Source organism: Paenibacillus sp. BR1-192 (genome assembly GCF_029542445.1).
GTDB classification, from domain to species: Bacteria; Bacillota; Bacilli; order Paenibacillales; family Paenibacillaceae; genus Paenibacillus_AQ; species Paenibacillus_AQ lautus_A.
The window spans coordinates 1,407,256-1,421,866 of the sequence record NZ_CP120718.1 but is presented as its reverse complement, the minus strand read 5'-3'; the positions used below and the strand labels follow the sequence as shown (position 1 = coordinate 1,421,866).

Genomic DNA, 14,611 nt, shown 5'->3' with positions numbered 1-14,611 from the left:
ACCCTTCCACTTCACAAGTGGCAAAGGGTGCTTTTTATGTGTAATGGGTTCGTCGGAAACGGCTGCATAATTCATGTGCATGGTGCGTGGTGGTTTGGGGCATGCATGAATGGACTGTTGCCCATGATAAGAAGTCATTCCCATTCTCCGCTATCGCTTATGAGGGTCTGCCGGCTCTGTTTCCCTTGTTGAATCCGCCGGACTTGCGTTTCCGAGCCTGGCCGTTGTTAGGATTCGAGGCTGCTTCCGAACTCAGCTTGCGTGCCATCTCTGAATATGGATTCGTGACGGCTTCCGTCATGGGTTTACGCGCCGAGTTCGTCTTGGATTGGCGGGCGGCGTCCGTCTTCGGCTTGCGTCCCGCATCCGGGCTTGATTGGCGGGGTGCACCCGTCTTCGGGTTACGTGCCGCGTCGGCCTTTGGTTTGTGGGCCGCATCCGCCTTCGGCTTAGCAGGTCTCGATGCAGCTGACTTGCCTTTGCCGGGCTTGGACGACGAGCCGGATTTCGGCGACGGGTCCACCTTGGCGGCCCTTAACGCCCCGGACATCGGGAAGGCATGGTCCTTCACTTCCGGAATGGACTTTCCGATTAGCTTCTCGATATCCCGAAGAAAAGGAACCTCGTCCACTTCGCAGAACGATATCGCCGTCCCGCTCAGTCCCGCACGGCCCGTGCGCCCAATCCGGTGCACATACGTTTCCGGAATGTTCGGGAGGTTGAAGTTAATGACATGCGACAGCTCGTCAATGTCGATCCCGCGCGCGGCAATATCCGTTGCCACCAGGACGCGGGTCGCCCCGCTTTTGAAATTGTTGAGCGCCGTCTGGCGGCTGGTTTGCGATTTGTCGCCGTGAATGGCCTGAGCCGTAATATTCACCTTGTTCAGTCCGCGCGCAACCCGGTCCGCTCCCCGCTTCGTACGGGTAAAGACCAATGCCGACACGATGGACGGGTCCTTCATCAGCTCATTCAATTGCTGCTGCTTATTCCCGGTTTCCAGCAGGTACACCGATTGCTCGATCCGTTCGGCCGTAGAGGAGACCGGCGTGATCTCGACTTTTACGGGATTGTGCAGCAAGGTTTGGACAAGCTGGGTGATTTCCGCAGGCATCGTGGCCGAGAAGAACAGCGTTTGTTTTTTGCTCGGCATTTTGGCGATGATTCGCTTCACGTCATGGATGAAGCCCATATCCAGCATCCGGTCGGCCTCATCCAGCACCAAAATCTCCACATGCTGCAAATCGACGTGCTTCTGATTCATGAGATCCAGCAGCCTGCCTGGGGTCGCAATCAGGATGTCCGCCCCTTGCTGAAGCGCGCGTTCCTGCGTCTTCTGCGAAACGCCGCCAACTATGGCCGTCGAACGCAGCTTGGTGAACTGGCTGTAAGCTTTGACGTTATCCGAAATTTGCAGGGCAAGCTCCCGGGTCGGCGACAATACCAGTGCGCGTATGCGGCGCCCCATGCCCGGTTTAGGGGGTTGCTGATTCAACAGCTGGATCATCGGCACCGAAAAAGCGGCGGTCTTCCCCGTTCCGGTCTGGGCGCAGCCCAGCAAATCTCTGCCGGCCAGCACAGCCGGGATCGCCTGAGCCTGTATAGGCGTCGGCGCTTTGTAATTCTCCTTGGCCAAAGCCTTGAGAATGACAGGGGATATATTTAAATCTTCAAATGTCATGGGATCTCCTTTATGGTAAATATCTATATTTTCGCATCACGTAAGATGGGGCATCTCATCATCGAGTTTCCACAAGCCGTACCTTTACGTCATAACATATAACGATACCACAGATCGGCATAAAAAAAGAAGCGGAATTTTCCTCCGCCTCCTCATACTAGCCATTTACTTATTCAAGAAAAATATTAAGAGTATAATAAAAAGTGCTATCAAAGTAGTTAAGCATCCTGTTTGATGGCCAATAATTGCTCTTCCAATGGATTGCGAAAAATTTAAAATTGCGTTTTTTTCATATTCCTTCGTTTGTTTTTTCTCAAGTTCTTCTCGCTTATGATCGCGGTTGTTATTCACATTTACTCCCCTCCCCGAGTTCTTGGATCATAAGTTAATCGGTAAATTATCCCAAAATTATAATTATCACTAATTTATCAGACTTAATGCTGAATATTCCATAGTATCCTAATTAATGGACATAAAAAAAACGATCCGATGATGGATCGTTTTTTTGCGGATCGCTGTTCGGTACCTCCTCATACCATCTAAATATCTAAACTACGCATGCTCATAACCCGCCTCCCGTTTAAGCCCCAAACCGCTGCCGATACCCGCATTTTCTGCATAATTCCTCAACCGCTTCCCGGCGCGAAAATCCGTCCACGAGGTTGTTCGCCCGCTCCCCATCCACGATGTCCGAGAAGGACTTCTGATGCAGGTTACCCAAGTTGATGACCCCTTCCCCGTCCAGACAGCAAGGCACGACCGTCCCGTCCACAAGAATGGCCGCCTGACTGCGCAGCGCGTGGCAGAAGCCCTTGCCGTCATCCTCCGGGGCCGACAAGCTCGGCCACTGGAACTCATAATCCTGGTTCAGGTAGACGCGTTCGGCTACCCTTACGCCACCGCCGGGTTCAACCTTTTCCTCGATGCGGTAGTCCAAATTGAATTCCTGCTCCAAAATTTCAAGCGTCTGGCGGTTTCGGCTCTTCTCCAGGTTCGTTTGGTTGTCCTGCGTCAAATTCCATAAACGGAAGGAGAAAATGACCTTATGCTCCTCCGCATCCCGCACAAAAGAAAGGATGTCCCGCAAATATCCCTCACGGTCCGTGGAGCCGACATGTCCGTCAAAGCTGTGGAGCGAGAAGTTCATCTGTCTCAACGCCGGCTTGCCCAGCAGCTTATGCCGGTTCTTCGCGATCAACGTGCCGTTGGTTGTGATATTGACCTTGAACCCCTTCTCATGGCTGATATCCAGCAGCTCGTCGATCTTCGGATGAAGCAGCGGCTCTCCCTTCACATGCAGATAAATGTAACTCGTATGCGGCTTGATCTCATCCAATCTTCTCGCAAAGTCCTCCACTTTAATGAAGTTGGCCTTGCGCTCCGTCGGCGGACAGAACGTGCAGGCCAAATTACAAATGCTCGTGATTTCTATGTAAACTTTCTTAAACGTCTTCAAGATGTTATCCCCAATCCCATGTCTATGATCATATGACGATTTGCCAGCTTGCTCGCTTGCCAATCCTTCACATCGTACCATAGGCTGGCATTTACAGCTACAGCTATAAATGCGATCGGATGCCATTCTATATAAAGTGAAAGAAGAGGGAGTACCCTCTTCTTTGGTTTTTGCTCTAATTAATGTTATGTTCATCGTTTGCGTTTGAATGCCGTCAGCATCAGCATCAATCACACTCAGCAAATTCTTTAAGCGTCATGGATCTTATCGTAATGGAAGTACTCGGGGGGTTTCGTTTGGATGAGACTTATAACCCTGGTCGACAGGACGAGCTTCTGTTGGAGGAGCTACAACTTGGTTTCCTTCACTCACAACGACCGCCTCCGAAGGGGCAGCTTCTGTTGGAGGAGCTACAACAGTGCTTCCTTCATTCTTAACTTCAGCCACAGGACGAGCTTCTGTTGGATAATCAACAATATCATTTCCTTCATTCTCAGCTACAGCTACAGGACGAGCCTCTTGGGGATAATCCACGACATTGCTTCCTTCAGCGACAGCCACGAGACGAGCTTCTTCTGGCTGAGCTACAACATGGCTTCCTTCATTCTCAGCTACAGGACGAGCCTCTTGGGGATAATCTACAACATGGTTTCCTTCATTCTCAACTACGACTTCAGAAGGTACCGCTCTAGGAGCCGCTTCTGTTGGTTGAGCTTCAGCATGACTTTCTTCATTTTCAATGACTTTAGGCGTATTGCCAGAAGCCCATGCCGCTGCAGATGTGCTAATTACAGCAACCAAAAACACCGCTGTTAACGTGAGATACATTGTCTTCTTTTTTTGTTTCTTTACATTCAGCATCATCATTAATCTCCTTTTCAATTGTTTGCCGTCACCGGATAAGGAGGCAATAAATTGCACGGGTAAATTCCTTGACCCTGCCATGACGCTTAAGATCGTCTCCCCATAGCGTTTCCGCTCGGCATGGGACATCTCTTTTACGACTTCTTCATCGCAAGACAGCTCGCTCCATATATGAATGTCCTTGCGAAGAATGTGCACCAAAGGGTTAAACCAATGTAAGGCGCTTGCTCCGAGCGTGAACGCTTTGACCCATAGATCTTTCCGTTTCAGATGGATCAACTCATGACGGATTACCATGTCCATGTTCACGGTATTCTCTATAGGGAGATAAATGGTTGGTTTCCACAGGCCCACAAGAACAGGGCTCCGAATGATGGAGCTGTAGGCAAGCCCGACGCTGCTTTTCACACCGAGGGCTTCCTTGATGAAGGAGAGCTGTTTCGCTGCTTCGCTGCTTATCGGAATGGTGACACGCGTATGTTTCAGTTTCTTTAAAAATCTGTGATAACAATACATCTGCCATGCAGCAAAAGCGACAGCGCCTATTGCCCATAGGACAATAAGGGAAAGGGCTGCGTTTGCCGATATGGTCTGATCTGGGAGGAGCGGCTCAGGATGAATCCCTGAATATGGACCGGGCAGCGCATGTTGCCCAGTTGAAGACAACTCGTTCGCGAAGGGGACGGTTGCTGATGCACTAAATGTAAACAGGGGCGAGATCCACTGAATACCAAGGACAACGGGTATAAGATAAAAACCTATTGCCATTTTGCTAATTCGATAACGCCACTTTGTAGGCAAGGCATGGATGGATACGATCCGCAGTACAAGAATGCAGGCTACAACGGCACTTCCAGCAACGGTAAGGGTTAATAGCAATTCAAGAATAGTATTCATAAGCCCCCCTACTTTTGCGAAAACCATTGCTTCAGCTCTGCAATATCTTCATCTGAAAGCTTTTCGCCGTCATACAAAGCCGAAATTAGGTTTTTAACCGAGCCTTGATATAATCCGTCCAGGACGTGCTGCGCTTCCATCAGCTTATAATCTTCAGGCGAAATGCGCGGCGTATATTTATTGGTCCGTCCATCCCTCGCAGCCGTAAGTGCCCCTTTGTCCACCAAACGCGACAGGAAGGTGGACATGGTCTGTGCCTTCCATTCTCTTCCTCTCTGGGCAAACAGTGCGAGCAATTCGGTGGATGTGACAGGCGGCGTACACTCCCAAATCACCTCCATGAGCTCCATTTCAGTATCCGATAATTTTTGAACCTGGTTCACGGTGAACACCTCTTTACGTCGTTATGCGTCCATAACGAACTTATTACTACACGATGTAGTGATTATAAACTACTACATCGCGTAGTGGTATGTCAAGCGAAGGGAATTGAAGTTTACAGCTGCATAGAACTTATATGTAAAATGAAAGAACCGCGCAGGAGCGCGGTTCTTTGTCCAACCATACAGCAAATAATTTAGGGCACACCGGATTCACCAGGCCCCCTTATTTTTACTCGTACAGATGGTAGTTTAACGCCGTTTATTTTGAATCGTTGTCGTCATTTTCTGCAGCCTCGCCAGCTTTGTTACCCAATGCTGCGCCTGCGATACCACCGGCAATCGTGCCGATCGGACCCAGTATGGAACCTACAGCAGCACCCACGACGCCGCCGCCCGCGGTTCCCATAGCTTCTCCAGCGTCAACTCCCATGTTGGTCGTGTCGCGGTCAGCATCAGCCTTATGATTACGATCGTTTTTATTAGCCATCCATCTCACTCCTTCGAAATTTGTGACAGGAACAGCTCCATCTTGCCGGACGTTGTTCCAAACCATATCTTGCCCTAACGGATCTAAAAGAATTCTTTAAAATATGCCGGTTCGGATTCCTTTCTAATCGAAAATAGGTTGCGAATTTTAGACGATGTTTGCGGATTATGGGATTATGTAAACGGTACCAAGCTTGCTACAATGAACATGCAATTACGAAACGAACATTTGCTCAAGGGGGATTATTCATGAAAAAGCTGTCGATTTTACTGTTAACCTGCGTGCTCATTATAGGGGCGCTGAGCGGTTGTGCAAGCAGCGAGTCCGATTCGGGTTCGTCGAATAAGCTCGTGATCTACAGTCCAAACAGCGAGGAGATCATCAAAACCATCATTCCGATGTTCGAGAAGCAGACCGGGATCACGGTTGAGCTTGTAACGGCTGGCACCGGAGAAATTATTAAGCGCTTACAGTCCGAGAAGCAGAACCCATACGCTGACGTAATGTTCGGCGGTTCCATGGCCGGCTTCCGCGAAAACGAAGCTTTATACGAGCCTTACGTATCGCCTGAAGACAAGAATTTAATGGAAGGACACCGCAATACGTCGGGCTTCGCTACCCCTTATATCTCGGATGGCAGCGTGCTGCTCGTGAACAAAAACCTGATCGGCGATATCAAAATCGAAGGTTATGCGGATTTGCTGAATCCGCAGCTTAAAGGGAAAATTGCTTCCGCCGACCCGGCAAGCTCCAGCTCCGCTTTCGCACAGTTAACGAACATGCTGAAAGCCATGGGCGGCGATTATGAGAGTGAGCAGGGCTGGAATTATGTCGGTCAACTGATCGAGAACCTGGACGGCAAAATCGCCAGCGGTTCCGGCGCCGTCCACAAAAGCGTGGCGGACGGAGAATACGTGGTCGGCCTTACTTACGAAGACCCTTCCAGCACCTATGTAAAGAACGGCGCACCGGTAGAAATCGTGTATCCGAAAGAAGGCGCCGTATTCCTGGATGCGGGATCCGCCATCATCAAAGATGCGCCGCACATGGACAACGCCAAGAAATTCATCGACTTCATCCTGTCCCAAGAAGCGCAGGATGCGTTCGGCACGCAATTAACGAACCGCCCGCTTCGCCAGGATACCAAGCTTGGCGACCACATGAAGCCTTATGAAGAGATCCACATGATCGATGAAGACACGGACTACGTCAGCGCGCATAAATCCGAGATCGTTGAGCGTTATGTCGATTTGTTCACTAGCGTTAAATAAACTATAGAATCAGGTGACAACCATGAGCGTAACCATAACCATTCAAGACTTAATCAAAAAATACGGCGACACAACCGTCATTCCCGAGCTGTCCCTGGAGATCAAGAAGGGTGAATTCTTCACCCTTCTCGGGCCTTCCGGGTGCGGCAAGACGACACTGCTGCGCATGATTGCAGGCTTCAACAGCATTGAAGGCGGAACCATACATTTTAACGAGCGCGTCATTAACCAGGTGGAACCGGGCAAACGGAATATCGGGATGGTTTTTCAGAGCTATGCGATCTTCCCTCACCTAACCGTCAAAGGAAACATCGCGTTCGGGCTGGAGAATCGGAAATTATCGAAGGCAGAGATTAACGCCAAGGTCGATGACATCCTTAAGGTCGTTCAGATCGAGCCCTATAAAGACCGCATGCCGAAGAACCTGTCCGGCGGCCAGCAGCAGCGCGTTGCGCTAGCCAGAGCCATCGTCATCCGGCCGGACGTCCTGCTGATGGATGAGCCTCTGTCCAACCTGGATGCCAAGCTTCGGGTCGACATGCGTAACGCGATTAAAGACATTCAGCGGGAGGTCGGAATTACCACCGTCTACGTCACGCACGATCAGGAGGAAGCCATGGCGGTTTCCGACCGCATCGCGGTCATGAAATCCGGCGTGATTCAGCATCTGGGAACGCCGCAGGAGATTTACCAACGTCCTGCAAACGTATTCGTTGCAACCTTTATCGGTCGGACCAACATCCTTGAGGGCAATATAACAAAATCCGCAGGCAGCTATGCCCTGGCATTCGGCTCCGGCTATTCGGAAGAGATGACGAACATCGAGGTGCCGAAGTCAGATGCCAAGGCTGATACGCTAAACGTTCAAATCTCGGTTCGGCCGGAAGAGTTCATATTAACCGAGGACCAGACCGGCATGAAAGCAACGATCGTACACAGCGTATTTTTGGGGCAGAACACCCATTATTTTGTGGATTTGGCATCCGGTCAACGCGTGGAGATTACGCAGGAATCGAAAACGTCACAGATCCTCGAGCCGGGTCAAGACATCTATCTCAAGGTGAAAAAAGATAAAATTAATGTCTATGATGCGGTCGGCGAACTGAACTATACAAGGGGCGTCCGGCTATGAGAGAGACGCGCAAACGATTTGATGTCTGGACCAACATTTCGTTACTGATCTTTGTGTTCTATATTCTGTTTCTGGCCCTGCCATTGTTTACGATGCTGTTCAAGAGTGTGTACAATGGCACGACAGGCGATTTTTCCCTTGCCTATTTCACGAAGTTTTTCAGTAAGCCCTACTATTTGAACGCCCTCTTCAACAGCGTTAAGGTGACCGTCAGCGTAACCTTGCTTGCCGCGATTATCGCAACGCCGCTGGCTTATATTATGGCTACGGTGAAGATCAAAGGCAGCTCGGCCATTCGCGTACTGATTCTGATCTCGTCGATGTCGGCTCCGTTCATTGGCGCTTACTCCTGGATCCTACTGCTCGGAAGAAGCGGCGTCATTACGAAATTCGTCAGCAGCACATTCGGCATTACGATGCCGGATATCTACGGATTTACGGGGATCTTAGTCGTCTTAACCTTGCAGATGGTCCCTCTGATCTTCATGTATGTATCAGGCGCACTCAAGAATATGGACCAATCGCTGATGGAAGCTGCCGAGAGCATGGGCTATACAGGCTTAGCCAAAATGCGCAAAGTGCTCCTCCCGCTTATTACGCCAACCTTGCTGGCAGGCGGCCTGCTCGTCTTCATGCGCGCGCTTGCCGATTTTGGTACGCCGATGCTGATCGGCGAGGGATATAAAACCGTGCCCGTGCTGATCTTTAACGAGTTCATCAGTGAGGTCGGCGGCGATGACGGCTTTGCGGCGGCGATCAGCGTCATTGTCGTTCTGTTCGCCACCACGATATTCCTGCTGCAAAAATTCGTAGCCAATCGCAAATCCTTTACGATGAGCGCACTGCATCCGATCGAAGCCAAGAAGAAGAAGGGCGTCGGCAATATCGCGGCTCATGCGGTTATCTATCTGTATACGTTAATCGCGCTGCTGCCGCAGCTCTATGTCATCTATACTTCGTTCCTGAAATCCAACGGCAGAATTTTCGTTGAAGGTTTCTCGCTCCAAAGCTACCGGGATGCTTTCAGTAATATTGGCGGCGTCATTCTGAACACGTTCTTCCTGGCCATCGTGTCGCTGGTCGTCATCATTCTGTTAGCGATACTGATTGCTTACGTAACCGTTCGAAGAAAGAATGCGTTGACGAATACGCTGGATATCTTCACCATGTTCCCGTATATCGTTCCCGGCTCCATACTGGGGATCGCCCTATTGATCACGTTCAACAATAAACCGCTGGCGTTAAGCGGTACGGCCGTCATCATGATCATCTCGTTTGTCATCCGGCGCCTGCCCTATACGATACGATCCAGCGCAGCCATTCTGCATCAGATTAACGACGGGATCGAAGAAGCGGCGATCAGCCTGGGCGCTTCCCAGATGAAGACGTTCTTCAGGATTACGCTTCCGATGATGCTGGCAGGCGTCGTCTCCGGCGCGATCCTGAGCTGGATTACCATCATTACCGAATTAAGCACTTCGATCATTCTGTATACAGGCAAAACCAAGACCGTCACGGTCGCCATATACACCGAGGTCATTCGCGGGAACTACGGCGTGGCGGCAGCGCTCTCCACGATTCTTACCGTCATTACGGTCGTGTCGCTGCTCGTTTTCCTGAAGCTTTCCGGACAAAAGGAAGTTTCCATGTAAATGTAATGTAATCATAACGTAGACCTACATCCAAGCCGGCGCCTGCAGCATGCAGGGCCGCTTGGATGTATTTGGATTATCTGCGGTTAACCGCGAGTCGGTATAATAGGATCGAGGTTCTTATCGCAGATGGAGGGCAGCATGAAACCAACACCTTATCGTAATTTCAAGGAATCCACCCGTCATTTGTTTCGCGTCTATACGATGATCCCCTTCTCCATCTTAATCGTATTGTTCTTGGCGTTCACGATTATGAACGGGCGTTTGAACTTAACCCAAAAAACGACCGAAGCCGCCCAGTCCATCAGCCAGTCCATATCCGGCGTATATCGGCAGTATGACGAGGAGATTCATCGGATGGCCGAATCTCCCACCGTAATCAACTATGTAAGCTCCCATCTGGGCAGCGAACAAGTATATTCCGAGTTCTATGATTTCAACAATCGACAGAAGATCAAAAGTATTTTTCATATCGTCAATACCGATGGCGTCTTCCTGGCCAGTTCAGCCCCGGCGGATGCGCTGTACTCCAATTTTGCCTTCGGCAACCTCATTCACCGGATTGAACAGCGGCCCGGCGACACCCTAACCGAAATGAACAGCTTCCGCTATTCGCATGACCGCGATACGAGCTACACGTTCGGCAAAGCCATCGTGAAGGACCAGCAGACGATAGGCTATATCATCTATCAGCTGTACGAATCGGACATCCAGAAGGTGATTTTCGAGCAAAATAATGAAATCGCCCTGATCACCGATGAACACAACACCATTATTGCCACGACAAGCAATGTGACCAAAGGCTTGCTCAATAAATTCAACCCCAAGGTCGATAACAAGGGACATGTTCTGCTGAACGGGGGCAAGTACTACAAATATTCCAAACGAATTCCTGGCACGCCGATCCAAGTCATTACGCTGAATTCCTACAAATCGGAGCAGTACACCTATTATACGGTTTCTTTCTTTGTCCTTGCGGCCAGCCTGCTGCTCTGGGTCTTGATCCAGTTCCTGGCGAACAAAATGTCGGCGCGCAATTCCGAATCGATCGATAAACTCATACACGCTTTAGCCCAGCTGCGCGAAGGGAACTTCAACGGCTATGTCGACATTCAGACGAATGACGAGTTTCAAATACTCGGCAATGAGTACAACGTGATGCTGGATCGGCTGAAAGAATTGATCGAGAAAAATAAAGAGCTGTCGGAGCTCCGCACAATTATCGAGGTGAAGCAGCTGCAATCGCAGTTCCATCCGCATTTTATTTTTAATGTGCTCGAAACGCTGCGCTATGCCATTAAGATTGACGCGAATCAAGCCCAGGAGATCGTGCTGATCCTATCCCGATTGCTTCGATACAGCATCGGACATGACCGCAGCGTCCAGCTGAAGAATGACATGAATTATGTCCGGGATTACCTGAAGCTGCAGCAAATCCGGTTCAATGACCGGCTGGACTATCGGATTACCGTAGCCGAGGAAACGCTGGATGTGTACGTCCCCAAGCTTCTGCTGCAGCCGATTATCGAAAACGCTATCAAATATGGGTATGAGAATCAAAGTGATGTGCTGATCGAGATTAACATCCACACCTCCGCCGGCAAGCTCATTCTCGAGGTTCGCGACAACGGGCAAGGCATGAGTAAAGAGAGACTGCAGGAAGTGAACCGGATTCTGCAAAGCCAGACAAACACGACGCAGCATATCGGGCTGTACAACGTTCATCGCCGTTTAGTGCTTCTATATGGCGAAGCGTCCGGCATCCACATTGACAGCACGCAAGGAACAGGCACCTGTGTCGTCCTTACGATTCCTTACGAATGGAGTGAATATCATGTTTAAAGTACTGCTGGTCGAAGATGAGGATATGATTCGCCGGGGCATCCGGTTCAGCATCGATTGGGTTCAATACGATTGCATCGTCATTGAAGAAGGACTTAACGCACAGGACGGCTACGAGAAGATCTGCGAGCTGAGGCCTGATATCGTCATAACCGACATCACCATGCCGATCATGGACGGCATCTCGATGATTCGGGAAGGACTGCGCCAGCATACCTTCAGCAGCATCATTATCTCCGGTTATAATGAATTCCACCTGGCGCAGCAGGCACTCCAGTTAGGCGTCACCGAATTCCTGGTGAAGCCCTTAGAGGATGACCAACTGGTTGCGGCACTCGAATCAGCCAAAGCCAAAGTGGATTTAATCCGCAAATATGAAGTAATTTCGAATCATCCGCAGGAAAAAGAAGAGATTTTGAACAGCAAATTTCTGGAGAAGGAAACCAAAACCTCGAAATACGTGTCCAAAATGATCGCCTATGTACAGGAGAACTATGCCAAGAAGATCAGCATTCATGACCTCGTGGAAGAGCTCGGCTTAAGCGCCTATTACCTGAACCAGAAGTTCAAGGCGGAGACAAGCTATACCTTCAATGAATTTCTTAACCGTTACCGCATCCAGAAATCGATCGAGTTACTGAAGTCAGGCGACAACAAGGTCTACACCATCGCGCAGGATATCGGATTCAGTGATTACAAGTATTTTATCAGCATCTTCAAGAAGTACGCCCACGTCACGCCGAGCCAGTATCAGGAATATTTCGAGGAGAAGAATGGATAGAACGGGGAATCTGGTTACTAGAGGTACTCTATCGCACTTATATTTGCACACACACCCCTGCTAGGCATGAGCAGGGGTGTAGCATCTTTATCTATGATTCCTGTCGTTCATACAGCCGGTACATGGATAGCTCACCACTCATCGCCACCGCTTGCGCAAAGGCTTCCTTCACGTCCCGTCCTTGCTGAACGATCTCATAGAACAGCCGGAGAACGAACATCAGCGCATCGTTGCCGTCCGGGTAGTCATCCGGCCCGATATACATCCTGCAGCCCCGCTCCAGGAAAGCGTCGGCCAGTGCTGGATCCCCCAGCGAGCAGCCGTTCGCGATCACCGTCTTCCCGTCCAGCTTCGCATATCGCATAATCTCGCCTGGCCCGAAGCCGCCCCTCGGCTCATCCTCCTCGTATACCTCTTCGCCGAGCTCCGGCATGATCATGCTGCCCTCATCCCCGTGAAAGTTCAACAACATCATATCGGTGCCTTCATATAGATCATCGCCTGACAAGACGGAGATCAGATCATTCGGCCTCCCGATCCAATATGTAAAGACGCGCACCCCGAAATACTCCAGAGCCGCCCTTACGGCTTGGCTCTCCATATCGCAATCCGGTCCGACGACCAGAGCGACCTGCATAACCGGCTTACTCACTACTAAATCCCTCCTGACGATGACTTCGATAAGGAGCTCATACTTTTCTCCATATCATCCACCATCGTTTATCATACGAATCGACTTCGATCTCTTCCAGACCTAGATTCGCTTCGCTGATCCAACTTCTAGCCAGTTGTATATAGTCGTTGTGAAATTCGGACGAATAACCCATTTCATCATATCCGGCATAGGTAATGTTATCGAATATCATGAATCCTCCGCTTTTTAACTGCTTACAGCTTGTGTCCATGATTTGGATAAACGCCTGATACGTTGCATCTTTTAGCGTACCTTTGCGGTGATAATCCATAACAGCTTGCAGCATTAGAGGCTCGATCGTCCACCAATCTTGATTTACTGTATCAATGCCCTCACGCTCAGCGATAATGGTCTGGATGATATCGTTAATAGCGTGATGAAAAGCGACAACGTCAAAAGAGGACTCCGGATAATATAAACCGATATTGGCGGCATCGTCCTCAACAACCCGTATGCTGACGTCCATTCCTTTTGTTTTCTCCTGAAAATGTTGTGTCAGCTCCCTGTTGAGGTTGGCCGTCACATAGGACCCCGCTTCATGGGAATAGGCGTCTACAGCCTTGGGAATGTAAATGACATCGCCTGCACCGACTTCCAAAAGACTTAAAGCACGGGGCACATTCAGCTCCGTGAAGAGATTCTGCCAGGATGCTGAATAATACAGTTGAAGATATTCGAATACCCTCTGCTTGGATATATCTATTGGTACTGCTAATATGTCTTTCAATTTGTTTTCCAATTGGACTGCGTTCATCTGTTCCAATTCCGATATCATGTTCTGCGAAAAATCACGTTGTAGGATATCGTTAAACAAGCCGGCACTCGTTTTCTCGGCTAGCGTCTGCATATTCATCAGCGTATCCCTCTCTTCTTATGGTTTCTAGAGTATATTCGAATATATGGTGTTTTTTCCTCTTTTTATGATTAACAAAGGGGTCTATTTCACGTCATAAAAACGTGAGTGGACTGATCGTTCATAGCAATGAGGGGTTCCAGTACACATCCAATGCCTATCATGACATGCTGCCAAAGGTTGGCGCCCGAATCAGCATGTCTCGCCGAGGCAATTGTGATGACAATCCTCTATGGAGGGCTTCTTCTCGCATCTCAAAACGGAAGGACTCTACCCTTATGACCGAAATATGGATGAAGCATAAAGAAGAATTGAAGAGTATACGATTCTACAATCAACATCGGCCACAACGAGGACTAGATAAGCTGCCTCCAATAGAGTATCGGAAGCAGCTTAAAGCCTAGAATAATATTGAGGAAAGCGGTATTCTTGTCCTTCAAGTGATCGATAAACATAAAAATTGTACCGTACCCATCAACTACACAAAAAGCATGACCTTGAAATCTCGGATCACACCAGACGCGGGTCCTTTTTAGCTTTTTTAAAGAAAGTAAATAACCACCTCAGCTTGGCGGCATCCGAGACAACGCTGAATCTCTTTTCTCCATCCTTTTCGTT

The 14,611-nt window shown here is 49.5% G+C and carries 13 protein-coding genes; 5 read left to right on the top strand and 8 right to left on the bottom strand.

The features are described from left to right. Window positions 1–157: 157 nt before the first annotated feature. The 6 genes from P0X86_RS06035 to P0X86_RS06010 form a co-directional block, all read right to left on the bottom strand. The gene (locus tag P0X86_RS06035) at window positions 158–1,681 is read right to left on the bottom strand and encodes a DEAD/DEAH box helicase (protein ID WP_277748093.1); all 1,524 of its coding nucleotides are present in this window, start codon (window positions 1,679–1,681) and stop codon (window positions 158–160) included. A gap of 165 nt (window positions 1,682–1,846) precedes the next feature. Continuing rightward, entirely contained in the window at window positions 1,847–2,032 is a 186-nt protein-coding gene (locus P0X86_RS06030; protein ID WP_277748092.1) for a hypothetical protein, read from the bottom strand. Window positions 2,033–2,261: 229 nt separating this feature from the next. Next, window positions 2,262–3,137 carry a radical SAM/SPASM domain-containing protein gene (locus P0X86_RS06025; RefSeq protein ID WP_277748091.1) on the bottom strand — a complete coding sequence of 292 codons (876 nt, stop codon included), beginning with the start codon at window positions 3,135–3,137 and terminating at the stop codon, window positions 2,262–2,264. A 264-nt stretch (window positions 3,138–3,401) separates the two neighbouring features. Further along, window positions 3,402–4,898 carry a M56 family metallopeptidase gene (locus P0X86_RS06020; RefSeq protein WP_277748090.1) on the bottom strand — a complete coding sequence of 499 codons (1,497 nt, stop codon included), beginning with the start codon at window positions 4,896–4,898 and terminating at the stop codon, window positions 3,402–3,404. Window positions 4,899–4,906: 8 nt separating this feature from the next. Continuing rightward, the gene (locus tag P0X86_RS06015) at window positions 4,907–5,281 is read right to left on the bottom strand and encodes a BlaI/MecI/CopY family transcriptional regulator (protein ID WP_012819236.1); all 375 of its coding nucleotides are present in this window, start codon (window positions 5,279–5,281) and stop codon (window positions 4,907–4,909) included. A gap of 259 nt (window positions 5,282–5,540) precedes the next feature. Beyond that, on the bottom strand, window positions 5,541–5,768 hold the full coding sequence (locus P0X86_RS06010; protein ID WP_277748089.1) for a glycine zipper domain-containing protein: 228 nt from the start codon (window positions 5,766–5,768) through the stop codon (window positions 5,541–5,543). Between the two features lie 248 nt (window positions 5,769–6,016). On the opposite strand from P0X86_RS06010, the gene P0X86_RS06005 reads away from it, so the two are divergent. The 5 genes from P0X86_RS06005 (at window position 6,017) to P0X86_RS05985 (ending at window position 12,446) form a co-directional block, all read left to right on the top strand. Next, a complete protein-coding gene (locus P0X86_RS06005) occupies window positions 6,017–7,039 on the top strand; it encodes an ABC transporter substrate-binding protein (RefSeq protein ID WP_012819234.1) in 1,023 nt (340 codons plus the stop codon). A gap of 22 nt (window positions 7,040–7,061) precedes the next feature. Continuing rightward, on the top strand, window positions 7,062–8,171 hold the full coding sequence (locus tag P0X86_RS06000; protein WP_192569595.1) for an ABC transporter ATP-binding protein: 1,110 nt from the start codon (window positions 7,062–7,064) through the stop codon (window positions 8,169–8,171). Then, window positions 8,168–9,823: an ABC transporter permease gene (locus P0X86_RS05995; protein ID WP_277748088.1), complete on the top strand. Its 1,656-nt coding sequence runs from the start codon at window positions 8,168–8,170 to the stop codon at window positions 9,821–9,823. The genes P0X86_RS06000 and P0X86_RS05995 overlap by 4 nt, the downstream gene beginning before the upstream one ends. Window positions 9,824–9,964: 141 nt before the next feature. After that, the gene (locus P0X86_RS05990) at window positions 9,965–11,665 is read left to right on the top strand and encodes a sensor histidine kinase (protein ID WP_277748087.1); all 1,701 of its coding nucleotides are present in this window, start codon (window positions 9,965–9,967) and stop codon (window positions 11,663–11,665) included. After that, window positions 11,658–12,446: a response regulator transcription factor gene (locus tag P0X86_RS05985; protein WP_277748086.1), complete on the top strand. Its 789-nt coding sequence runs from the start codon at window positions 11,658–11,660 to the stop codon at window positions 12,444–12,446. The genes P0X86_RS05990 and P0X86_RS05985 overlap by 8 nt, the downstream gene beginning before the upstream one ends. A gap of 91 nt (window positions 12,447–12,537) precedes the next feature. On the opposite strand, the gene P0X86_RS05980 is transcribed toward P0X86_RS05985, so the two are convergent. Together P0X86_RS05980 and P0X86_RS05975 are read right to left on the bottom strand one after the other, a co-directional pair. Beyond that, a complete protein-coding gene (locus P0X86_RS05980) occupies window positions 12,538–13,098 on the bottom strand; it encodes a delta-aminolevulinic acid dehydratase (RefSeq protein ID WP_277748085.1) in 561 nt (186 codons plus the stop codon). Between the two features lie 37 nt (window positions 13,099–13,135). Beyond that, on the bottom strand, window positions 13,136–13,954 hold the full coding sequence (locus P0X86_RS05975; RefSeq protein WP_277748084.1) for a class I SAM-dependent methyltransferase: 819 nt from the start codon (window positions 13,952–13,954) through the stop codon (window positions 13,136–13,138). Window positions 13,955–14,611: the final 657 nt, after the last annotated feature.